Origin of the sequence: Roseateles flavus, from assembly GCF_039872765.1 — a bacterium.
GTDB lineage: Bacteria > Pseudomonadota > Gammaproteobacteria > Burkholderiales > Burkholderiaceae_C > Roseateles_B > Roseateles_B flavus.
The window spans coordinates 368,522-390,134 of the sequence record NZ_JBDPZC010000001.1; the positions used below are offsets into that span (position 1 = coordinate 368,522).

A 21,613-nucleotide genomic window follows, 5' to 3' on the forward strand; every position below is an offset into this window, starting at 1 on the left:
GGGCTCGCTATCCCTACTTAGTGGGATGAGCCCCCTCTTTGGCAAGCAGATGTTTCAAACCCCCGCAAACCAGCGGGTGGCCTGAGTCAGGGCCTCCTGGTCCGCGCGGATGGCCTCGGGCGCGCCGCCCTTGCCCCACAGCGCGCCCATCCAGGCCATGCCCAGGAATTCGGCGCACAGGCGGGTGCTGTCCATCATGGGCTGGGCCTTGCTGCGGTCGCCGCTGGTGGTGACCAGCCACAGGCGGCGGCCGGCCATGCGGGCCTTGAAGTCCAGGCCGGGCACGCGCATCCAGGCACTGAAGTGGTCCAGGTAGAGCTTCACGGTGGCCGGCAGGCTGTACCAGTAGACCGGCGCGACCAGCACCAGGTCGGTGGCCGCCAGGGTGGCGTCCAGCAGCTGGCGGGCGTCGCCCTCGGGCATGGGATAGCTGCCGATGTCGTGACGGTGGTCGACGAAGGGCGGCAGTGTGAGGTCGGCCAGGCGCAGCCACTGCTGGCTGGCCCCGGCGGGCAGGTGCTCGGCAGCGGCGCGGGCCAGGGCCTCGGTGTTGCCGACGACGCCGGCCACGCGGGTGCTGGCGGTGAGGAAGAGGAAGTGGCGGGAGGAGTCGCTCATGGGGTGAGTCAGCTGGGCGAGACAGGGGGGAGGGGGCGAGACGCAGCCGGCATTGTGCGGGCCGCGGGCCCGATCTGCCCGGACCTGCGGCAATGCCCTGGCAAGGGGCGACGCGCCGGATAATGCAGGCATGAGCACCTCCAAGCCGCGCAAGCCTTCCGCCCTCCGTCCCGCCGCCTCGAAAGGGGGGGCGCAGGGCGCCTCGAAAGGCGGCAAGAGCGGGGGCCCGGCAGGCGATGCAAAGCCGCGGCGCCCCGCGGGAGGCGCCCCAGCCACACCGGCTGGCGGCCTCGGGGTGCGCAAGTCTGGCGGTCCGGCACGGCCCGCCCGGCCGGGGCCGGTGGCTGCCCCGCGCCCGACGGCCGCCGAGCGTGCCAAGGCCGACGAGCCCCTGTCCGAGCAGGACATGGAGCGCCTGCAGGACCTGCTGGACGCCGTGCCCGCGCCGCTGGAGCCGCTGGACATCAGCATGCTGGACGGCTACCTCGTGGGCGTGCTGCTGCAGCCGCGGCCCGTGCCCTTTGCCGACTGGGCGCCCTTCGTGCTGGACCCTGACGGCCGCCAGCCGCCCCGTCAGTTCGATGGCGAGGCCCTTTTCGCCCTGGTGCGCCGCCGCCATCGCGAGCTCAACACGGCCATCGCCGAGCGCCAGTGGTTCGACCCCTGGGTCTTCGAGCTGGATGAGGACGCCGAGCCCTCCGAGGTCGTCTACGCCTGGGTGGCCGGCTTTGCGCTGGCCTCCGAGCATTTCCCCGCGCTGATGGAGGAAGAGGCGGCCGAGCTGCTGGAGCCGCTGGCGCAGCTCTACATGCACCTCGACCCTGACGACCTCGAGGACGCCGAGGAGCTGATCGAGGAGATCGAATCCCTGGAGCCGCCCAGCGATGTGGCCGAGGCGGTGGAGTGCCTGGTGCGCGCCAGCCTGCTGCTGGCCGACGTGACGCGCCCGCTCAAGAGCACCCAGCCCGCGGGCCGCCCGGGTGGCCCGCGCCGGCCGGGCCCCGGGGGGCGCGGCGGTCCGTCTCGTCGCCACTGAAGGCGGCCTGACCCCTGCGGCGGGGTCAGGTCTTGCGCGACCTCAGTTCAGCGGCTTGCCCTCGCCGACCTGGCGCTTCATCCACTCGCTCATTTCCCACAGCGTGTGCCCGATGGACTCGCGCGCCGTGTAGCCATGGCCCTCGTAGGGCAGGGACACGAAGCGCACATGGCCCCCCGTGCCGGCCAGCGCCTGGTACAGCCGCTGGCTCTGGAGGGGGAAGGTGCCGGGGTTGTCGTCGCTGTCGCCGTGGACCAGCAGCAGCGGCTCCTTGAGCTTGTCCGCGTAGTTGAAGGGCGAGAGCCGCTGGTAGACGTCCTGCGCCTCCCAGTAGGTGCGCTGCTCGCTCTGGAAGCCGAAGGGCGTCAGCGAGCGGTTGTAGGCGCCGCTGCGGGCGATGCCGGCCTTGAAGAGGTCGGTGTGCGCCAGCAGGTTGGCCGTCATGAAGGCGCCGTAGCTGTGGCCGCCCACCACCATGTGGTCGCGTGAGCTGACGCCCAGCTCGACAGCCTTGTCGATGATGGCCTGGGCATTGCTGGTGATCTGGGCGATGAAGCTGTCGTTGACCGTCTTGGGGTCACCCACCACGGGCATGGTGGCGTCCATCAGCACCACGTAGCCGTCCAGCAGCAGCATCAGCGGGCTGCTCGCGCCGAAGCTGGTGAAGCGATTGCCCGAGCCGCTGACCTGGCCGGCCACCGAGGCGTCCGTGAACTCCAGCGGGTAGGCCCAGACGAAGGTCGGGCGGCGCTCGCCGACCTGGTAGCCGGGCGGCTTGTAGAGCCAGAAGGACAGCTCCACGCCGTCGGCCCGCTTGAACTTCACCAGTTCGCGCTGGATGTCGCGCAGCTGCGGGGCCGGGTCGGTGTAGCGGGTGAGGGCCTGCATCTGAGCCAGGGCCGGGCCGCTGCGCAGCACCAGCTGCGGAACCTCGCTGGCGCTCTCGCGGCTGAACAGCACGCGCTCGCCGCGGGCATCGAGCACCGTCACCGGGCGTTCGTAGTGGCTGCCGCCGGCGCGGTAGAGGCGCTGCACCTGGCCGTCGGCCAGCTGCATGCGGTCCAGGAAGGGGCGTTCGCCCTCCGGGCTCGCACCAGCGCCGACCAGCCACAGCGCGCCCTCGTCCACGCGCAGGGCCTGGCGGCCGTTGGCCTGCATCCGGCGCAGGGGCTGGCCGATGTCCTTGTAGCGGTCGCGCAGCGAGCGCTCGCTGAGCAAGCGGGCGGGGGCCGGGGTGGGGCCGAGGTCCAGCAGGCTCAGGCGCATCCACTGGCGGTCGCGGTCCACGTCGGCCTGCACGGCCTGGCGGCCGCCTTCGAGGAACTCCATCATCGAGACCCGGCCCACGCTGCGATGCAGCTCCTGCGGCTCGCCGGTGTAGGGCGCGGCCAGGCGCATCAGGCGGTCGCGGTGCTCGGCCTTGCGGCGGGGATCGCCGCCGTCCAGGGCCTCGATCCAGTACAGCGCGGCGTCCGCGCCCGGCGAGCCGGTGTAGTGGCGCGGGCCGGTGATCACGCCGTCCACCGGCACGTCCTTCTTCAGCGCGATCGGCGCCAGCGTGCGCAGCACGCGGCCTTCGGCATCGCGCAGCTCGACCTCGCGCCCGAAGTCCTGCCAGGTGACCTGGTAGCTGAAGGGCTGACGCAGGCGCTCGGTCAAGACCTGACCCTGCGTGCCGACCGCCTGGAGGGAGGCGAAGAGGCCCGGCTCGCCCAGTGGCTGCAGCTGGCCGGTGCGCAGGTTCACGCGCGTCAGCTGGGAGCGGGCGTAGTGGGCGAACAGGGCTTCGTCCTGCGCGTTCTTCAGCAGGTCCTGCAGCGTGCGTTCGGGCGACTGGCGGCCCAGGGATTCCTGCACGGTCGGGCCGTCCGGGGCCTCGAAGCGCGGCGCCGGGCCGAGCCTGGGCGGCACGGCCAGCACCAGCAGGGTTTCGGGGCCCTGCCAGGCCACGTCCTGTTCGAGCACGGTGTTGAGCTGAAGGCCTTGCAACTTCTTCAGCGCGCCGTTGGCCGCCTGGCCCAGCCAGAGCTCCACGCCGGCCGGCGTGCGGCGGTTCAGCAGGAAGTGCCGGCCGTCGGGTGACCAGCGCAGGTGGTGGAAGCCACCGCCGGGCGGCAGGGCGACCGGGCGCTCGGCGCCGCCGTCCAGCGGTCGCAGCACCAGGGATTCCAGCGAGGGCGTGCTCAGCAGGGGCGCATGGGCCGCGGGGTCGATGCGCATGCCGGCCAGCTTGAGCGCCGGTCGCGCCAGGTCCGCCACCTGGCGGTAGCGCTGGCTGCGCTGCACGGCCAGGGTCTTCTGGTCCGGCGAGAGGCTGTGGGTGGGCAGGGCCGGTGCATCCAGCACGGCGCGCAGGGCCGGGCTGGGCTGCTGGTAGCGGCTCACGGCGCTGGCGGCCGGGGCGCTGTCGTCAGCGCGGGCCTGCCCGGGCATCAGCGTGCCGAAGGCCAGGGCCAGTGCGAGGCTCAAGGGGGCCATCGAGGGACGGAGGGGACGGATCATGACTTCAAGGCTTCCGTGGAGAGGAGGGGCTTGGACAGCTGGATCATCAGCGTGCCCGTCAGGTCGTTGGGCCCCTGGTCGGTCTGCACATAGCCGTGGCGGCGGTACAGCGCGATCAGGGGCTTGTTGGTGGACGAGGTCCAGGTGCAGCAGCGCGCCAGACCCTGTGCGAGGAACCAGTCCTCGGCGCATTGCAGCAGGCGGGCGGCCAGGCCGGCCCGGCGGTGGGCGGGCCAAACGTAGGTGGTGGAGATCAGCCCGAAGCGCGCCTCGGCCGGGCCTTCGACGCGGAAGATGGTGTGGGCCAGGACCTCGCCCCGTGCGCCGAGGGCCAGCACGACGCGGGCCCGCGCCTGCGCCGGATCCAGGTGCCAGCGCACCCGATCGCGCAGCCAGTCCAGCGTGTACATCGCGGTGCCGCGGGCCTCGCCCTCGACCTCGATGAGGGTCTGGCGCATGCCCTGGGCGACCCGCTCGATCTCGTCGGAGCGGGCCAGATCCAGGTCACGGAGCAAGGCGGTCTGCATGGTCTGCGGCGCGTGGCAAAGCCCTGAAATCTAGCAGGGACGGCGCTGCGCCGGCAGCGGGTCAGGGCGCGGTCTTGAACAGGCGTGCGGCATGCAGCCCCAGGCCGCTGGCCACCGAGGCGAAGGCGTCGCCCTGGATGCGCCGGGCCGCGGGGTAGTCGGCGGCGATGCGTTCCGCCAGCGGCAGCAGGCCGGTGGAGCCGCCGGTGAAGTAGAGGGCATCGATCTGGTCCAGCCTCAGGCCCGCCAGGGCCACGGTCTCTCGGCCGGCTTCGGCGATGCGCTCGATGTCCCGGCCCAGCGCCTGCTGCGCGCCCCCGGCGCTGAAGCCCACCGTCAGGCCCGGTTCGATCAGGCCCAGGTCCACCGAGACCTCCCCGCCTGCGGCGACGGCGATCTTGGCGTCCTCGGCGCGGCCCGCCAGCTCGTGGCCCATGCGGTCTTCCAGCACGGTCATGAGGCGGTCGTGGTGGCGGGTGTCGCCGTAGAAGCTGCGCATGCCGCGCAGCTCGGCCACGCGACCCGGGCTGTAGACGGTGTTGATCAGGTGCCAGGTGGCCAGGTCGAAGTAGACGCCGCTGGGCACCTCGCGCGGGGTCTGGCCGGGCTTGGCCGGGCCCAGGCTGCGGTAGCCGAACTCCGGCAGGATGGCGGCCAGCTCCACGTGGCGGTCGAAGTCGGTGCCGGCGATGTGCACGCCATGGCTGGCCAGGATGTCCTCGCGGCGGTCCAGGCGCGCCATGCGCTCAGGGCCCACGCGCACCACCGAGAAGTCCGAGGTGCCGCCGCCGATGTCAGCCACCAGCACGCGCTGCTCGCGCGGCGCCTGGCGTTCGTAGTCGAAGGCCGCGGCGATGGGCTCGAACTGGAAGTGGATGTCGGTGAAGCCCACGGCGCGCGCGGCGGCCTCCAGCGAGGCCTGGGCGGCGGCGTCGCGCGCGGGCTCTTCGTCGACGAAGAAGACCGGGCGGCCCAGCACCACGCGATCGATGGCATGGCCGGCGCTGGCCTCGGCCTGGCGCTTCAGGCGCTTGAGGTAGCCGGCCAGCATGTCGAAGTACTTCACGCCGCGGCCGCCGCCCACGTCCGTGGTCTGGTCGATCAGGGCCGAGCCCAGGATGCTTTTCATGGAGCGCATCAGGCGGCCGTCCGCCCCTTCCACGTAGGCGGCAAGCGCGGCGCGGCCGAAGGCGCGGGGCGGTCCGTCCGCGTCATGGCGGCCTTCGGCGAAGTAGAAGACCGCTGTGGGCATGGTCAGCCGCCCGGGCTCGAGCTCGACCAGGCGCATGGCCCCGCTGTCCCCGTTGGCGTCGGGAATGGCGATGGCGGAATTGGAGGTGCCGAAGTCGATGGCACAGAAGCCGGTGGCGCGGGAGGAGGCAGACATGACAGCGCCCAGAAATGCAGAAGCGGGGCGCGGATTGTAGTCATGCCGCCCGCCGCGGCCTGGCCCGCGGCGGCGATCGGGTGATCAGGCCGTGGCCATGCGTCGCGCCGGCGCGGCCGGCAGGGCGTCGCCGTAGAAGCCGAAGCCCTCCAGCGCCGGGCGCTTGCCGCTCAGCAGCTCGGCCAGCGCGCGGCCGGAGCCGGCGCCATGCGTCCAGCCCAGGGTGCCGTGGCCGGCATTGAGCCAGAGGTTGGACACCTTCTTCGAGCGGCCGATGTAGGGGATGTTGGTCGGCGTGCTGGGGCGCAGGCCGGTCCAGTAGTTGCGCTCGCCGAGGTCGGCCACGCCGGGGAAGAGCTCCTCGTAGCGCTTGACCAGGGCGTCGCAGCGCACGCGCGAGGTGGGCGTGTCCAGGCTGGTGTCCAGGCCCACGAGCTCGGCGGTGCCGGCGATGCGCACGTAGTCGCCCAGGCGGGAGATGGCGATCTTGCGGGTGTCGTCCAGCAGGCTGACCACGCTGGCCTGCTCGGGCTTCTTCAGGCGCAGGGTGGCCGAGTAGCCCTTGGCGGGGTAGATGTTGAGGAACTCGCCCAGCGGCTTGAGCAGCTGCGGCGTGTAGGAGGCCATGGCGGCCACGAAGGCGTCACCCTTCACCACGGTCTTCTGGCCGGTGCGCACGTGGGCGATCTGGGCGCCGCTGACGGCCTGACCCTCGCGCTGCAGGGCCAGGATGTCGTGGCCGTAGAGGAAGGTCGCGCCGCGGGCGATGCAGGCCTGGGCCAGCTTCTGGGTGAAGACGCGGGCGTCGCCGGATTCGTCGCTGGGCGTGAAGGTGCCGCCGAAGATGTTGTTGCCGAAGGCGCGCAGGGCGGGCTCGACCTTGAGTACTTCGTCGCGGCTCAGCACGCGGCGGTCCACGCCGTGGGCGCGCATCACCTCGGCACCGGCGGCGCCGGCGTCGAAGTCGGCCTGGCTGGAGAAGAAGTGCAGGATGCCGCGCTCCAGGCGCTCGTACTCGATGCCCGTCTGCGCCACCAGGGACTTCAGCGATTCATGGCTGTAGCGGCCCAGGCGCACCAGCTGCTCCACATTGCGCTCGAAGGCGGCATTGGTGCACTGGGTCAGGAAGCTCAGTCCCCAGCGCCACTGGGCGACTTCCAGGCGCGGGCGGAACAGCAGGGGGGAGTCGTCGCGCAGCAGCCACTTGGCCACCTTGAAGGGCGCGCCGGCATTGGCCCAGGGCTCGCAGAAGCTCACGGAAATCTGCGCGCCGTTGGCGAAGCTGGTTTCCATGGCCGCGTCTTCCTGGCGGTCGACCACGACCACCTCGTGCCCCTCCTCCAGCAGATACCAGGCGGTGGCGACGCCGATGATGCCTGCACCCAGAACGACGACTTTCATCTGTACTGCTCCTGCGAAGGAAGCCCGCGGGCGGGATTCCCGAATGATCGACGCTCGGGCGATCGAGTTGAAGGGGGAAGAGGGCTGGAAACCGACGCGGGCGTGAGGCTCGACACGGCTGGCGCATTCTCCGCAGCCTGATGGAAATCAAGAAGCGCCATTCATATTTCTCGCGCTACATTAATTGAACTTATGAAAGACCTGGATTCCGCCGGACTCGACTGCCTGGCCGCCCTGGCGGACGAGCGCAGCTTCGAGCGCGCCGCCCAGCGCCTGAGCGTGACGCAGAGCGCCGTGTCCCAGCGCCTGCGCAGCCTCGAGGCCCAGGTCGGCCAGCTGCTGGTGGTGCGCTCCCGGCCCCTGCGGTTGACGGAGCCGGGCAAGGTGCTGCTGCGCTTCGCCCGCCAGCTCCAGGCCTTGCGCACTGACGTCGCCCGCGAGCTGGGCAGCCAGGTGACGCCGCACGAGCGCCTGCCCATCGCCGTCAACGCCGACAGCCTCGCCACCTGGGTGCTGCCCGCGCTGGACGGCCTGGTGCAGCAGGGCCTGCGCGAGGGCTTCGGCCTGGAGCTGATCGTCGACGACCAGGACTTCACCCACGACTGGCTGCGCCAGGGCGAGGTGCTGGGCTGCGTCAGCACCGTCAAGCAGGCGCTGCGGGGCTGCGTGGTCCAGCCGCTGGGGGTGATGTCCTATGTGGCCGTGGCCAGCCCGGACTTCGTCGCCCGCCAGCTGTCCTCGGGGCTCAACGAGGCCAACTTTGCGCAGCAGCCCTTCCTGGTCTTCAACCGCAAGGACGACAACCAGGTCCAGTGGATCAGCAAGGCCTTCGGCGTGCGCCACCCGCGCCTGAAGGAGCGCTACGTGCCCTCCAGCGACGCCATCGTGCGGGCCGCGTGCATGGGCTGGGGCATCGCGGTGGTGCCGGAACTGCAGGTGCGCGAACGGGTGCGCAAGCGGCAGCTGCAGCCCCTGCGGCCCGAGGTCAGCGTCGACCTGACGCTGTACTGGCATCAATGGAAGCTGGTCAGCGAGGCCGCCCCAGCGCCGGGGCGTGTCGCCCTGCTGGACCAGGTCGGCCAGGCGCTCAGCGCGGGCGCCAAGGGGGCGCTCAAGCCCTTGCAGCCCCGCCGCCGGTCTGCCAGCTAGGCGCCGGGCCCGGTCTTGCGGCCGGCCAGACGGCGGGGATGCCCTTTCGGGCAGGGCCGGCCAAAGTCACCGGGAATGCACGGATGACACCGGCAACAAAGCCATGCAGTTGCATCACTTTGAAAGCGCGTGCGTTTTTGCCAACTGCGCGTCGTTTTCCACCCAATTTGGGGGTATCTGCGGGCGCTGGGACGCGCACACTGGAACCCTGCGTGATCCAGCGCAATACGCGCCGGAAACACGTCGGAACCGCGATGGAATCGGGCCTTCCGCCTTTTTCCCGCCCAGCTGTAAGACGAGGTCCACCATGCGATTTGCCCCTGCCGCCGCACTGCGATTCTTCCGCCGTCAGCCCAGCAATCGCCCGGTCCAGGACCCGGCGGACATGGGCACCGCCTTCGGCCTGGAGGTCACCCTCGAGGATGAGGCTGATTCATTTCGGCGCACCAGCGATTACCAGACCCTGGAGTCGTCCCAGACCGTGCCGGTGAGCAGCGGCGAGTCGCCGCTGGCCTGGTTGCATCGCCGGGGCTAGATTTGCCCGGTTCCGGCCTGAATAGGCGGACCGGGGACTGCCCGGTCAGCGCACCAGCAGCACGGGCACGTCCGTCTGGCTCATGACCTTGGTGGCCACCGAGCCCAGCACCAGATTGCCCAGGGTGCTGTGGCCATGCGAGCCCATCAGCAGCAGGTCGAACTTGCCCTTGTTGGCGGCGGCGCCGATCACATCGGCCGCCGGGCCCACCTTGCTGATGAACTCGGCACGCACCTTCTGCTTCTCGAAGAAGGTACGGACGGTCTTGAGCACCTTCTCGGCCTCGTCGTCGTAGTAGGACTTGAGCACGGCCTTGTCCAGCACTGCGGCGGCGCGGGGCGGCACCGCCGGGACCGCATGCAGCACGGTGTACTGGTGGGCGTTGCCCAGCCATTCATCGTGCGCGACCAGGTAGGCCAGCATGCGCTTGGTAAAGGAGCTGCCGTCGACGGCGACCAGAATCTTCATGCCATATCTCCCCGCCTGTTGAGGCGTCTTGTGGATGAGGGTGCAGGCGCCAGTCTGGCACAGGCTCGGGGGCGCGGATTGATGCATCTCAAGCGCCGGGGCGCTCCGGTCGACCTTCAGACCTCGACGCAGCGCAGCGGGTCGTAGTCCGCCGCTTCTCCCTTGCGGCCGTGGCCGCGGGCGTTGCAGATCACGCGGGTCTGGCCCAGGGCGTGGCTCACGCGGTAGTCGTGCCGGCAGTGCAGATGCCCGTTACTAGCAACTACAAAATGATGGACATCGCCAGAATGCCGATCAACACTGATAAATCTCTCTGTCCAGGTGTTTACCCTAGTTGTCCATCTTTCTAACGGAAATGGACATCATTCTTGGTCAGCAGAGCCGCTGTTGTCTCCTGGAGCCAGGATTGGGCGCATTCACTCGAACGCGGAACGTTTGCTCAAACTCCATGAGAAGCGGCAAGTCTGGGTCCTATTGAATGCGGACTTCCTTCTTGCGCCGCCACGGTATCTCAGCGCGCCCAAGGCTGCCCCGCTAACGCCTAGAACGGCGAACCTCGCAAAGCCGTCAGCGGCTTACCTTAGGGCGTCCTGGGCGCCGCGGAGGCAGCGCGGCAAGCGCTGCAACCCTCTTGTCAGGGTCATTCAAGTAGCCCAGCGCTTGGCGAGCCAGTTTGTCCGGCGTGGTTTGTAGCGCCAACGAAAGCGCGAAGACCACCCCCATCGTCGGGCTCTTCTTGCCGCCCTCCACATCGGCTAGGTAATTCCGATGAATGCCGGCGGCGTGAGCCAACTGCTCCTGGGTCTGCGACGTCTTGGAACGCAGAGTAGCCACGGCGAGGCCGACCGCGAAGTCCCAATCCGGTAAAGAAACCATACCTGCCCGTCGTTCAAACGGGACAGTCTTCCTATTCTGTTAACTTGAATAAATCCTCTATAGTGTGCATTATTGCGGCAAGCAGGCTCTAAGCATCTCGTTGCGGCCAGGTCGCCTTCGCCCAACGCCTTGCTTGCGGACAGCTTCACACACTCATCTTGCCTTTCGCTGTGCTTGCCCCTCAGCGGGATTCCCGATACGGAGATTGCCCACATGCTCAGCGTCAGTAATTCCGAACTCATCGTAGAGATTGCCTCAAGTTCTTACCAGTGGCCTCGGACAACCAAGCCGTTTATCAGCGCTATCGTCCGCAGCGGCGGCGACGGCGAATACTCGTCGATTCAGAACATTTGCGCAGCGTCAGCCGTTGAGTTCGCCCTTGGTGTTTCCTTCGAAACCGAAACCCTCCTGATCCTCAATTGCTGCGTAGTGATCGACGGAGCTTGGGTTGTACGCAGGATTAGTGAAGTTCTCCTTGGTGAACTTGGCGGCGCTGCCGTGGCTGTCTTTCGTGACGACCAGAACATTGACTTTTGCCCTGATGCCCCAACAGTGCCGGCATCACAGGTGGCCGGTCTCACGCTGATTTGCACTGCAATCGGCCACACGCCAGTGGATCGCCTGCCACCGGTTGAGTCAAATGAACACAAGCTCTACCGCGGCTTTAAACACTCGAAGACGAAGGGCACCAATCCAGAATCCCCGGCCGAGGCTACCGCGAACACTTGATTCAGTTCCCGGACGTCGCACAAACCACATGCGCGTTACGCCCCTGTAGCCATCACCTGGCCGCCACATGCAACTCGCACTCTGCCCCGCCTGTAGGGTCGTCTATCAAGTTGTCAGCCCGACCGTCCTGCTCGGCCTGGACGATGAGCCCGCCTACGACGTCACCCACTGTCGGCTATGCGAATGCGCGTCCGGACTGTTTCTGCCACTAAAGGATGCGCCTGCCTTGGCGTCCGACGACATCGGCTTCCCGGCTGCGGTCGTTCCGATTCTCGAAGGGCCGCACCGCGACTGGTGTTTAGTCGGCCCAGAGCAGTTGGTGCTGCTCGCGAACGCTGGTCTGCGCGTGCGACTGGTGCGCCACCTGGCTGATGAGATGCGAGTTCCGGTAGCGCTCGTTGCCGAGTGGGTCGGATCGCCTCTGGCGGATGTCCTAAAGCCGATGCCAGGCAAGACGCTCGAACTGGATCAGGGGTTGCGCCTACTGTGGATCGCGCGCTTGATTGGCCAGGTCCAGGAGATGATCGACGGTGCGGGCAAGTACGCGGATTTCAACGCGCCGGCATGGATTGGAGCCTGGCTGCAAACTGCACACCCAGTGTTGGGCGGTGTGACCCCAGGCGACTACCTGCTCCGCTCGGACGGGCCACAGTCCGTGAGCGATCTACTGGCGCGCTTGGAAAGCGGCGCGTACTCTTGACCCTAAAACAACGAGGCACTTTGATGAGCCCGCGACCCACCGACAGGGCATCCGACATCGAAGCCCAAGATCAGCTTACGGAGTTGGACGAGCTCGGCGGTTGGGTGCTTGCCAAAGCCGCGCTCGACGGCTTGGCCGATATGGCCGAGGGCCGATTGGTTGAGGACGGTGAGCTCGAAAAAGCCCTGGCGGTCGTGCTGCCGCAGCCTCGCTTTAAAGATCGAGTTGCGTGGCGCTGGCGCCAAGCATCGCATCGGCCTTTCCCGCATGCCCAACCAGCATGCAGGCAGCAACGTCTATTCGTATCGTATTCGTACCGTACCCACGAAGCCATGGCCAAGAACACTGCACCGCCACCTCCGTCGCTGCCTGCGTCGGAGAACGCTTCAGGCGAGGCCGAAGGGCAACTCCGCGGACGCAATGTGCAGATGGCCGATCCATCCATCTATTCCTTTCCGAGGAGAAAGCAGCACGATGGGCTTGCTCCTTCAGAAGATGACCTTGGCAGAGTTTCTTGACTGGGAATCGTCTCAGCCCCAGCGCTTTGAGTTTCATCGCGGCAGCGTTCTCCGCCTGGGCGACGTCCCTGCTCGCCACAACCGCGTCACCATGAATCTGGCGATCCGCATCGACAAGCACCTCGATGGCACAGCCTGCCAAGTCTTTGCCACAGGCATGAAAGTTCAAACAGCTGACTCGATTCTGTACCCCGATGTCTTGGTGACCTGCGGGAAGGCTGTAGCAGGCGACGAACAACTTGTTCATGACCCGAAGCTCGTGATCGAAATCCGGCCGCCGAACGAGCGGGACGACCGGCACGATAAGTTCAACGCATATCGCTCGCTTGCGTCGTTGCGGGAGTACGCGCTGATTGACCCGGTCGACCGTCGGGTCGAAATCTTCACGATGGTCGAGACCGGTGCGTGGGCCTATGCGGACCAGACGAGGGACGGCGTGCTGACACTGCGCAGCATCGACCTTGCGATGCCGTGGGGTACGGTACTCAAAGGCGTGGCGACTGCCAATGGACACGCGACACCATGACATCGGACAAGCCCTTCAGCGAGCTCGTACCTGCTGACTTTCCTCGCCCATGCGGCGGGTCCGTCAGCGGTGTGCAGAACAAGCTCATCGCGCGCAAGATCGACGGCCGGTTCATCGTCGATGGCATGACCGATGAAGAGCTTTGGACGCGCTACGACACCTGCCGGGACCTGGCCACGAAGCTGACCGAGCATGCGAAGGCGAAGCGTGACCAGTACGCTGAGTTGAGCCTTCCGGAGCTCCTGCGACGGTTTCGGGCGGGCGTCGTCAAGCGAGGATGGGACCTCGACGCTGAGGAGCTCGACTGGGTGATGCGGCGCGTTGCGGTTGCGATGGGCGGCGAGCCTGATGATGCGCCGGGACAGCTCACCTGGGATGCCAGTTGGTTCGCGATCAGCCAAGTACCAACCGAGGCGCCAGTGGAAACCTTAGTCGACCGGGTCCGTGCCAAGCTTCTGCAGGGAACGCTATAGCCCTTAAGCAAGGGACGGTTCGGTGCTTGTATTTGTACCGTACCCGCGGTCGCACACCAGTGCGGTACGGGTACGTTATCAAATGCGGCTCGACCGGCAGCTCCGAAAAACACGCAACGCGTACGAAGGAGCTGCCGTCGGGTGCAGTCCTCCTCGCATCACCAATCGACAAGCGTTGCTTTTGGCTTCGGCCAGTTCTCGCGCAGCATTTCTTGCACAGTCCCTACCCAGGCTTCGTCCATGGACGCGGTCAGCCCGACGTAGCCATTTCCTTGCACCCACGTCTCCAGCCGAAATGCCAAGCCCTCGACGGCGTTGTTGCCTACGATGTCTGAGACGTAGGCAATGCCGTCCTTGCTCACACGCAGTTGACGGTGTTGAGAGTCGTCTCGGGAACCCAGAAGCCGAGCGACATTGGCATGCGTTAGCTGAGCGGAGTCCTTCAGGTCGATCCTGAAGCCCTCACCCCTGGGCAGCACCTCGCCGCGCTGGCGTGCAAAGGCCAGGTCCGCATGGAGGGCAATGCCTGCAATCACCCTGGCTAGCCGCCTAAGCATGAGCTCTTCAGACGTATGCAGCGCGTCGTCGCTCGCCACCATAAAGCTGCCGCGGGCGCCCTTGCCGCCGAACTTGTCATCCCACTCGAGGACATCCGCTGCAGCTAGTTCGTCTCGCGTGAACGCGACACCTGGCCAAGGGTCATAGCTCCTGTCACACAGGCGATACACATCGTCATCCCAGCGCGCGCGGTCTTGCACGAAGACGTAGGGCACTCGCCCGCCGATAAGGTTGAGCATCTTGCGGCGCGCATCTCTCTGCACACTGGTCGCAATCGTCTCGAGTTGCTGCGCCCAACGAATCAACTCAAGGATCGAGTCGTAGAACTTGGAAGGTCTTCCCAAGGAGCGCGGCGGCAGACTCGGTAGCGGCTGTTCAGCGAGGAACCAGACGGGCGCGATTGCCATCTCCGCCGGCTTGGAAGGCGCCGACTTCCCAGCAGCCGATGCTGCGTTCCAATCGCGGAAACCGCGCTCGTGCGCTGCGGCCTCGAGTGCCGCCGACCGAGACATCTTGCTGCCAGATGCAGCCGATTGAGCCTGAAGCTCGCCTGCGCGCGCCTTTAGCGCGCTCGCCAAATCATTGCCTTTGGGAGATTTATCGTAAGCAGCCAGCGAACACATGTTGACAGAAGCAGAGCGCTCAGTCAGATAGCCGGGACCCATTGGTGCGGCAGCAATTCTCCGATGTCGCAGGCGCGTTGTGTCGGCAGCCGTTGCAGGACGTCCTTGAGGTAGGCGTACGGGTCATGCCCGTTGAGCTTGGCTGACTGGATCAGGCTCATGATGGCCGCGGCACGCTGCCCGGCCAGCAGCGTGCCGGCGAACAACCAGTTCTTGCGTCCTGTGGCCCAGGGACGGACTTGCTGTTCGTCGTGGTTGTTGTCAATGGGCAGCGCCGGGTCGTCGAGGTAGCGCGTGAGCGCAGCCCAGCGCTTGAGGCTGTAGTCGATAGCCTTGGCCGTGGCGGTGCCGTCCGTGATCTTGCCGCGCTGCGCCAGTAGCCAGTCGTGCAGCGCCTTGGCGATGGGCGCTGCGCGTGTTCGTCGCTCGTGCAGCCGCTGCGGCGCACTGAGCAGCTTCACCTCGCGCTCGATCCCGTACAGCTGGCCGATGAGGTCGATGGCCGCCGCCGCGATGGCGCTCTTGTTGGCCTCGTGCAGCTCGACGAACTTGCGCCGCGCATGGGCCATGCAGCCGGCCTCCGTCACGCCCAGTGCGAAGCTGGCCTTGTAGCCGGTGTAGTCGTCGCACACGAGACTGCCACGCCAGTCGCCCAAGAAGGCCCGAGCGTGTTCACCAGCCCTGGACTCGGTGAAGTCGTAGACGACGGCGCGCAAGGGCTCGAACGCGCCCGCGGCATAGGCCCACAGGTAGGCGCGATGCGTCTTGCCGCTGCCAGGAGACAGCATGGCCACCGGCGTCTCGTCGGCATGCACGACCGGGCAGGCCAGGATGTGAGCCTTCAGCGCATCGACCAGCGGCTGCAGGCGCAGGCCGCAGATGCCGATCCAGGCGCCCAGCGTCGAGCGGGGGAGCGCGACACCGGCGCGGCCGAAGATGGCTTCCTGCCGGTAGAGCGGCAGGTGGTCGGCGTACTTGGCGACCAGCACCTGCGCCAGCAGCCCGGAGGTGGGGATGCCCTTGTCGATGATCTGCGCCGGCACCGGCGCCTGGGTCAGCGTGCGGCACTGCGCGCAGGCCCACTTGCCACGGATGTGACGCTCGACGGTGAACACGCCTGGCGAGTAGTCCAGCTTCTCGCTGACGTCCTGGCCGATGCGCTGGAGCGCACAGCCGCAGGCGCAGGTGGTGTTCTCAGGTTCGTGGTGGCGCTCGATGCGCGGCAGCTTCGCCGGCAAGGCTGCGCGCTTGGGCCGTTCGCCAGGTGTTGCTGGCGGCTTCTTTTTGCCCAGCAGTTCCTGCAGCTGTGCCTCGGCCGCCGCAATGTCGGCGTCCAGGGCCTCGTCGAACAGCGCGCGTTGCTCGGCATCGAGCTGCTCGCTCTTCTTGCCGAACTTCAGGCGACGCAGCTGGGCGATCTCGAACGAGAGCTTCTCCAGCTTCGCGTCGCGCCGGTCGATCTCCTGACGGTCATGCTCGATGCGACGAAGCAGCTTGGCGCCGAGTTCACCAAGGCCCGCCGCTTGCATCGCGGCGAGTTCCTTGGCGGAGATGGGCGGGTCTGCGAGCATTGGGACCAGTGTGCGCAGCATCAGGCGCGCTGACCATCGGCGCTCGCACCGATTGCCTTGGCCTCAGGTCAGGCCGATCACGCCAGCCTCACCGATGCGCTGCCAGGGCAGGCCCAGCACCAGGGCGTCAAGCTGCTCGCGGGTCAGGGACTGCGGCGCACCGCAGCCGCCGCCGGGCCAGATAAAGCGCCCCTGGTGCAGCCGCCGCGCCGCCAGCCAGATGCCGATGCCGTCATGCACCAGCACCTTCAGCCGCGTGGAGCGCTTGTTGGCGAAGACGTAGGCGTGGTGTGGGCGGGCCGAGCCGAAGAACTGCACCACCCGCGCCAGTGTCGTATCGGTGCCGGCGCGCATGTCCAGCGGCTGGGTGCACAGCCAGACCGCGTCCACACGAATCATCGAAGCCAGTCCCTCAGCCAGGCGGCGCAGTCCCGGGCTGCCGCGGCAGGCCAGACCAGCTTGATGACGGTGCCAGCGCGCTGCAGCTCGATGCGAATCTCGCCGTCTACCGTCGGCGCTGGCAATGCCAGCGGGATGAAGGTCGGCGGCGGCATCGGCGGCGGCTCGGGATCAGCGGGCGCGCTCACCGGCGGCGCGACGATCTTGTGCTCGGCGTCGATGACCCACTTGCGCAGCATGTTGGCGTTCAGACTGTGCGCCAGCGCCACGGCCGCGATGGACACACCGGGCTTGAGGCATTCCTCGATGACCGCCGCCTTGAACTCCGCCGTGTGCCGCCGCCGACGGCGCCGGCCCATCAGATCGACCCCATAAGTGTTCACGTGTCCGCCTCCTTTTACGCGGACACATGTTCACTACCAGGGCGCCTTCAGATCAACATGTGTTCCCTGGCTGCTTACCATTATAGGAAGCCATACTCCAACGCAAATGAATTGCAACAGGGAAACGCTATGTCGATGAAGGATTTGTGGTCGAAGTTCTTCCGGGGTGACTCGACACCGAAACTCGCGCCCGACGCACCCCGCCCTGCACCCACGGCGCCAACTCGGGCTATCGTGGCTCCAACGCCTTCCAGGCAGCGAGCATCGGCACTCCGCGACTCTCAGCTATCGCACGGCGTGCTGTCCGTCGACTCGCTGCGCTTCATCGGCCAGGCCTCGCAATCGCCGAACAAACGCTGGGTCGTGGGAAGCACGGACCGCTTACCAGGCATGAACTCCCGGCTGGACCATCGCGACGGCTCGGTGGTGCTGCTCGACTACCAGGCAGACGAAGTAGTGCTGCGGATTGCGGACCTATACCGCCCGATGGAATCGGACGTTGCCGATACAGGAGCATTCGTGGTCTGCGACGCTAACTTCGGCAACCGACTGAGCTCAGAAGTCCTGGGGTTTGACGCGACGCAGCAGAAGGTACTCCATAGAAGCTACTCAGCCAACGTCTACAACCTCGCCATTTCCAAGTGTGGTCGCTACGCGGTCGTGCAGACTGCTAACGCTCCGGGCGCCGACGGGAACATCTTGGAGCTATTCGACCTGCAGGCCGGCACGAACCTCTTCTCGAAAACGCCTTCGACTGGTTGGGCCGACGACTATGTGTTCACAGTGGGTGAGGACGGCGGGTTGAAGAAGCTGTCCGTCGTCCACAAGGAAACTGGGCGCTTCAACTACTCGCCTGCCGGGGACTTCCTTGACCAAGCCAAGTATCGCAAGGCGCGGCTCTTCAAGGGCTCGCCCGAGTCACGCATCTATGGGGCCAAGAATGAGCTGAAGGCAGACCCGACGAACCGCGAGCTCGCTGAGGAACTGCTAGCTTCACTCGATGCGGCACTGAAAGAGCTGGATCGGTCGCGCGTCGACTACCTGTCTACGGGGCTTCGAACTAAGGGTGAAGCCTTGGAGATTTTGGGGCGCACAGCGGAGGCCGTGGCAGCGTACGAGCAGGCGCTCGCGGCAAATCCGAAGGCAGGTGTGGCGACGAGGGTAGCGAAGCTGAAGAAACTGGGGGCGGGATAAGCGTACTGCTGGAGCACCGGCGGGGCGCGCCGCTTGCGAACGCCTGTCAACGCGAGCTCGCAAGGTCTTTGCGCCACCTAACACACGGCAACGCAAAAATGCGCATAGATGCGTATTCACGCAAGTGGTGCATTGACTTCCAGATTAGCAAGGAAGCGGTCGAACTCGCCACGCTGGAATGGGTCTCGAGGTTCAACCATCACCGGCTGCTGGAGTCCCATTGCCGCCAAGTGAAGTTCACTCGTCCGTACTCGGCCTAGAGAACCAGACACGCGCCGCCTCCGGGTTCGCGCGCTTCCACGCCTCCAGGTCTCTCCCCCTAAGGAACGAATCGCCCGGCTTCGTATCCAGCAGTCTTTCCCCCGCTCGATCCGAACGTGGCTGGCTCTCGAGGAACCTGGCGCGCCCTCGTTCTGGTATTGCAGGCCGTACAAATACCTCACGCTCCTTGTCCCAGCGCACGCCCATACCTGGAGTGAGCTTGCCAAACGGCTTGGCCAGTCCGGCCGCCATCTCCGGAAACAGCAGCGAGAGCAATCGGTCAAAAGCCGGGTCGCGCATGTAGGTGGTCTCGTCGGCCAGAATGCTGTTGCGCACCTCGGATACCCAGCCATCGAACCACTCCTGTTGCTCGGTATTGAACTGCGGTGGGTACGCCCTGGCGGCGATGAAATAGATGGACAACGCCGACAGCTGAGGCCCTGTCGTCTGCCGAATGGCGTTCAACACACCCATGAGGTTGTCGCTGCGATAGCCGACCGGCCGCCCAAGCTTGATCGACATCACCCGACTCAGGATGCTGCCCGTTCCTACGAGGTTCTCGTCACCAGCCTCTGGATAGCCGCGTATGGCCAGTTTGTCCGCGGCGTCGGCAACGAGCTCACGAGCAGAACGCGCTGCCTCTCGGTCGCCACGGGCAGCGTCGAACATACAGGTCACTGCGTCCAGGTACTCGGACGCAATGTCCGATAACGGCGTCGACAAGACCTGTGCCCGTCGGTCAGAGACCCACTTGGCGTGGGCATCCAACGCGGCCCTTTCATCTTCCACCTGCTTGACCAGCCGGGCCAGTAACGCCGAGCGTTGCCACTCCAGGTCCGGATTGAAGAGCCAGCGTTTCGTCGCAACTTCATCGACTACCAGGCGCTTCAGTTCGTCCCGATTCACTCGACCACCAGCCAGGCTCAGGTCAATTTCCAGCGTCGCCTCGCCCGTCGCCTGAATCCGGTCAAGTCGCTCCTCGTCGATCTGGTTAGTGACCCTCACCTCGATGAGCAAAGGTAGATGCCGCGCGTGCCCATCTGCCCCGAAGGATTCGCATGTGATGTCCGGAACCAAACCTCCGTTCCGCATCTCCGAGCGTACGCTGGCCAAGCGAAGTTGTTCTTCTTCCTCGACCCATCGCCCGTGAATCGTCTGGCCGTCGATCCCCGGAACTTCGACATCAATAGTCACCTCGGGGATGGTGAGTCGCTCGGTCTCCTCGAGGATTCGCTTGACTTCGTAGTGCAGCACGGTCTCCCGGCGGAGTATTGGGTCGAGCCCTTCCGGCAGGACCAGCCCATTCGGGACGTCGTCAAAGTAAAAGCGCGCCCGATCACGGGCCGCGACCTCTGCCCGCCTCTGCAGCTCTGGGTCATCCCAATGGGAGGCCCAGCACATCTCGATAGGCTGCAGGCGTGCTCGGCGCCGAAGTTCATCCGGCGTAAGGGCCGCGAGCTCCGGGTCGCTGATGGCCAAGTAGATGGTGGGGGCGAGCACGCCATCTGGGCTTTCATGGCCCTGCATGCCGGGCGTTCCGGTCAGGTCAACTCGCAACTGGCGGCCATCGTCGAGCGTGACGACAGCGGTTGCCCGGTCGCGATAGTCGATCTGGCTGATATGAATCCGAACGGGCGGCAGTTCGACCCACGCCTCATGAAACTCGCCACTTAGGCCCGCGACCCGGGCCGACATCCTCCGCCGGGGAAGGTCGAGCCAGCCCTCTTCGTGAAGCTGGCGCAGCGCTGCGGCGCGGGCGGCCAGCACCAAGCATTCGTCTCGATGGGCACCGTCTGGGTGGCGAAAATGTGGCCGCCGCACAAACTCGGCTTTGGCGGCGTTGACCGCTACCAGAGGCTTGCCACAGCTCGGACACTCGCAGCCGCACTTGCTACCGCGGTGGTCGGCATCGAGCTCAAGGATGTAACGGGGCTCTCCGGTCGATGAGTCGCGCGCCCACGCCATCACCAAATCAGCCAGTGCCTGGCGCGCGTCAGGTGCATCGGTAACGACGAGATTGGCTGGGCCACTCATGTGAAGCAGTTTCGCACGCGGCCAAGTGGCGGGCACTGATTGGGGCTCACTGCCGTACCCGTTGCAAATGAACATATCGCGCGTCGCGACCAGATACCACCGGCGGCTCAGCAGCGGTTGCTGACCGTCGAGCGTCTAGGTAGCAAACACGCTGTTGGCCAGGTGCCCGGCATCGGAAGCTAGCCGGGCCCAAGGGCATTGCGTTCGCTCGCGACGGCTCGGCGCGCCGCTGGGATTGGGAAAGCGCACATTGTTGCCGCCTTGGTTGCACTAACGAGTTCATGGTTGCCACCGGCACTGAATTGCTGTCAAAATTCGAGCAGGCGATGACTCGCCCGGGCTTCCGGCCCAAGTTTTGAGCGACTTAAATCGGACTCCCCAAGATTCAGCACGAACACGTCGCATGGTGTCACTCGCGGCGGACGTTAAACGCTCTTCGTTCGCTGCAGCAATAGGACAACCATGGAAAAGTTCGCTCGCTGGAGCGGCGTGGTCTACGCCGCCCTTCCCAAAGTTCACCGTGTCAAGCTCGGCCAAGTTCATCAGCTCTTGGCTGCATGCTTTGGCCATGCCTCCTACGCCTCATTTCGCGATGCCGACCTTCGGGTTCTGAATCAAGGTGCATGCTACGTTTGCTTTGATGAGGGCGCCGGGGTGCGCCGTGCTAACAGCCTAGGAATTCCGATCACCCAGGCGCAGTGGCGGGAAGCATGGATGGCACTCAAGCCTAGCGGCGTATCCGGCCATACGTGGCTAATCGAAGCACGAGAGATGGAGTTGGCTGCTCGCTTGACGTTTGAGAATGCAGATCACCCTCAAATTCAGGCGATCAAACGTTCCATCGGGATGGGCGACGGCCATTGGGCGAGCTCGGCTCGTTGCCTCGATGAAATCGACGCTCTTCCTGAGCTCCTGCGATTCGAAGTGCTGGGAGATGTCCAGGCTTTCGGAAACAACGTCTTACTGTCGGTGCCAGTCACAGCGGAGTGTGTGTTCAAGAGGATTGGCCGCGGGATGTACGCCGCCGGAGAACTGGTGAACGTCGTCCAGCGCGGCGCTCCGCGTGAATACGAACCCGAGTTCGAGGGCGAGCTCTACGGTATGTCTGAGGACTGAATCGCTACTTGAACGGCAGCCCTCTGGGG

General features: G+C 66.2%; 22 protein-coding genes. 10 read left to right on the top strand and 12 right to left on the bottom strand.

Translation table 11 applies throughout. The annotated features are described in order from the left end of the window. Positions 1–54: 54 nt before the first annotated feature. The gene (locus ABDJ40_RS01615; RefSeq protein WP_347605239.1) at positions 55–618 is read right to left on the bottom strand and encodes a flavodoxin family protein; all 564 of its coding nucleotides are present in this window, start codon (positions 616–618) and stop codon (positions 55–57) included. Between the two features lie 340 nt (positions 619–958). On the opposite strand from ABDJ40_RS01615, the gene ABDJ40_RS01620 reads away from it, so the two are divergent. After that, a complete protein-coding gene (locus ABDJ40_RS01620) occupies positions 959–1,654 on the top strand; it encodes a YecA/YgfB family protein (protein WP_347605242.1) in 696 nt (231 codons plus the stop codon). 42 nt (positions 1,655–1,696) lie between these two features. On the opposite strand, the gene ABDJ40_RS01625 is transcribed toward ABDJ40_RS01620, so the two are convergent. From ABDJ40_RS01625 to ABDJ40_RS01640, 4 genes are all read right to left on the bottom strand, one after another. Continuing rightward, positions 1,697–4,123 (bottom strand): S9 family peptidase, encoded by a 2,427-nt coding sequence (locus ABDJ40_RS01625; RefSeq protein WP_347605245.1) that lies wholly within the window; start codon positions 4,121–4,123, stop codon positions 1,697–1,699. Between the two features lie 29 nt (positions 4,124–4,152). Beyond that, positions 4,153–4,683 (bottom strand): GNAT family N-acetyltransferase, encoded by a 531-nt coding sequence (locus ABDJ40_RS01630; RefSeq protein ID WP_347605248.1) that lies wholly within the window; start codon positions 4,681–4,683, stop codon positions 4,153–4,155. A 61-nt stretch (positions 4,684–4,744) separates the two neighbouring features. Next, positions 4,745–6,070: an Hsp70 family protein gene (locus tag ABDJ40_RS01635; protein WP_347605251.1), complete on the bottom strand. Its 1,326-nt coding sequence runs from the start codon at positions 6,068–6,070 to the stop codon at positions 4,745–4,747. Positions 6,071–6,154: 84 nt separating this feature from the next. Continuing rightward, positions 6,155–7,471, bottom strand: coding sequence for a D-amino acid dehydrogenase (locus tag ABDJ40_RS01640; RefSeq protein WP_347605254.1), 1,317 nt, complete (start codon positions 7,469–7,471; stop codon positions 6,155–6,157). 192 nt (positions 7,472–7,663) lie between these two features. Between ABDJ40_RS01640 and ABDJ40_RS01645 the strand changes: the two genes are divergently transcribed. Together ABDJ40_RS01645 and ABDJ40_RS01650 are read left to right on the top strand one after the other, a co-directional pair. Then, a complete protein-coding gene (locus ABDJ40_RS01645; protein WP_347605257.1) occupies positions 7,664–8,620 on the top strand; it encodes a LysR family transcriptional regulator ArgP in 957 nt (318 codons plus the stop codon). A gap of 307 nt (positions 8,621–8,927) precedes the next feature. Beyond that, on the top strand, positions 8,928–9,155 hold the full coding sequence (locus tag ABDJ40_RS01650; protein ID WP_347605260.1) for a hypothetical protein: 228 nt from the start codon (positions 8,928–8,930) through the stop codon (positions 9,153–9,155). Between the two features lie 45 nt (positions 9,156–9,200). Here the strand turns inward: ABDJ40_RS01650 and ABDJ40_RS01655 are convergent, their stop codons facing one another. Then, positions 9,201–9,623 carry a universal stress protein gene (locus ABDJ40_RS01655; RefSeq protein ID WP_269632177.1) on the bottom strand — a complete coding sequence of 141 codons (423 nt, stop codon included), beginning with the start codon at positions 9,621–9,623 and terminating at the stop codon, positions 9,201–9,203. A 567-nt stretch (positions 9,624–10,190) separates the two neighbouring features. Continuing rightward, positions 10,191–10,499, bottom strand: a complete 309-nt coding sequence (locus ABDJ40_RS24720) for a helix-turn-helix domain-containing protein (protein ID WP_430765583.1) — start codon at positions 10,497–10,499, stop codon at positions 10,191–10,193. 213 nt (positions 10,500–10,712) lie between these two features. Here ABDJ40_RS24720 and ABDJ40_RS01660 point away from each other — a divergent pair, with 213 nt between their 5' ends. The 5 genes from ABDJ40_RS01660 to ABDJ40_RS01680 all read left to right on the top strand — a co-directional run bounded on the left by ABDJ40_RS01660 (position 10,713) and on the right by ABDJ40_RS01680 (position 13,445). Next, positions 10,713–11,228, top strand: a complete 516-nt coding sequence (locus ABDJ40_RS01660; protein WP_347605263.1) for a hypothetical protein — start codon at positions 10,713–10,715, stop codon at positions 11,226–11,228. A 67-nt stretch (positions 11,229–11,295) separates the two neighbouring features. Further along, positions 11,296–11,928 carry an antitoxin Xre/MbcA/ParS toxin-binding domain-containing protein gene (locus ABDJ40_RS01665; RefSeq protein ID WP_347605266.1) on the top strand — a complete coding sequence of 211 codons (633 nt, stop codon included), beginning with the start codon at positions 11,296–11,298 and terminating at the stop codon, positions 11,926–11,928. A 23-nt stretch (positions 11,929–11,951) separates the two neighbouring features. Further along, positions 11,952–12,446 carry a hypothetical protein gene (locus tag ABDJ40_RS01670; protein WP_347605269.1) on the top strand — a complete coding sequence of 165 codons (495 nt, stop codon included), beginning with the start codon at positions 11,952–11,954 and terminating at the stop codon, positions 12,444–12,446. Then, a complete protein-coding gene (locus tag ABDJ40_RS01675; RefSeq protein WP_347607328.1) occupies positions 12,424–12,972 on the top strand; it encodes a Uma2 family endonuclease in 549 nt (182 codons plus the stop codon). The genes ABDJ40_RS01670 and ABDJ40_RS01675 overlap by 23 nt, the downstream gene beginning before the upstream one ends. Continuing rightward, a complete protein-coding gene (locus tag ABDJ40_RS01680) occupies positions 12,969–13,445 on the top strand; it encodes a hypothetical protein (RefSeq protein ID WP_347605272.1) in 477 nt (158 codons plus the stop codon). The genes ABDJ40_RS01675 and ABDJ40_RS01680 overlap by 4 nt, the downstream gene beginning before the upstream one ends. Positions 13,446–13,603: 158 nt before the next feature. Here ABDJ40_RS01680 and ABDJ40_RS01685 read toward each other — a convergent pair whose 3' ends face one another. From ABDJ40_RS01685 to ABDJ40_RS01700, 4 genes are all read right to left on the bottom strand, one after another. Then, positions 13,604–14,668: a glyoxalase superfamily protein gene (locus tag ABDJ40_RS01685; RefSeq protein WP_347605275.1), complete on the bottom strand. Its 1,065-nt coding sequence runs from the start codon at positions 14,666–14,668 to the stop codon at positions 13,604–13,606. After that, positions 14,650–16,197 (bottom strand): IS66 family transposase, encoded by a 1,548-nt coding sequence (tnpC, locus tag ABDJ40_RS01690; RefSeq protein WP_430765584.1) that lies wholly within the window; start codon positions 16,195–16,197, stop codon positions 14,650–14,652. The genes ABDJ40_RS01685 and tnpC overlap by 19 nt, the downstream gene beginning before the upstream one ends. Positions 16,198–16,260: 63 nt before the next feature. Next, on the bottom strand, positions 16,261–16,596 hold the full coding sequence (tnpB, locus tag ABDJ40_RS01695) for an IS66 family insertion sequence element accessory protein TnpB (RefSeq protein ID WP_347605278.1): 336 nt from the start codon (positions 16,594–16,596) through the stop codon (positions 16,261–16,263). Beyond that, the gene (locus ABDJ40_RS01700) at positions 16,593–16,979 is read right to left on the bottom strand and encodes a transposase (RefSeq protein ID WP_347605281.1); all 387 of its coding nucleotides are present in this window, start codon (positions 16,977–16,979) and stop codon (positions 16,593–16,595) included. Before ABDJ40_RS01700 ends, tnpB begins: the two co-directional genes overlap by 4 nt. A gap of 297 nt (positions 16,980–17,276) precedes the next feature. On the opposite strand from ABDJ40_RS01700, the gene ABDJ40_RS01705 reads away from it, so the two are divergent. Continuing rightward, complete coding sequence (locus ABDJ40_RS01705; RefSeq protein WP_347605284.1) at positions 17,277–18,173, top strand: YfgM family protein; 897 nt, start codon at positions 17,277–17,279, stop codon at positions 18,171–18,173. A gap of 237 nt (positions 18,174–18,410) precedes the next feature. Here ABDJ40_RS01705 and ABDJ40_RS01710 read toward each other — a convergent pair whose 3' ends face one another. Further along, a complete protein-coding gene (locus ABDJ40_RS01710) occupies positions 18,411–20,468 on the bottom strand; it encodes a hypothetical protein (RefSeq protein ID WP_347605287.1) in 2,058 nt (685 codons plus the stop codon). Between the two features lie 462 nt (positions 20,469–20,930). On the opposite strand from ABDJ40_RS01710, the gene ABDJ40_RS01715 reads away from it, so the two are divergent. Further along, entirely contained in the window at positions 20,931–21,584 is a 654-nt protein-coding gene (locus ABDJ40_RS01715; RefSeq protein WP_347605290.1) for a hypothetical protein, read from the top strand. Positions 21,585–21,613 lie beyond the last annotated feature (29 nt).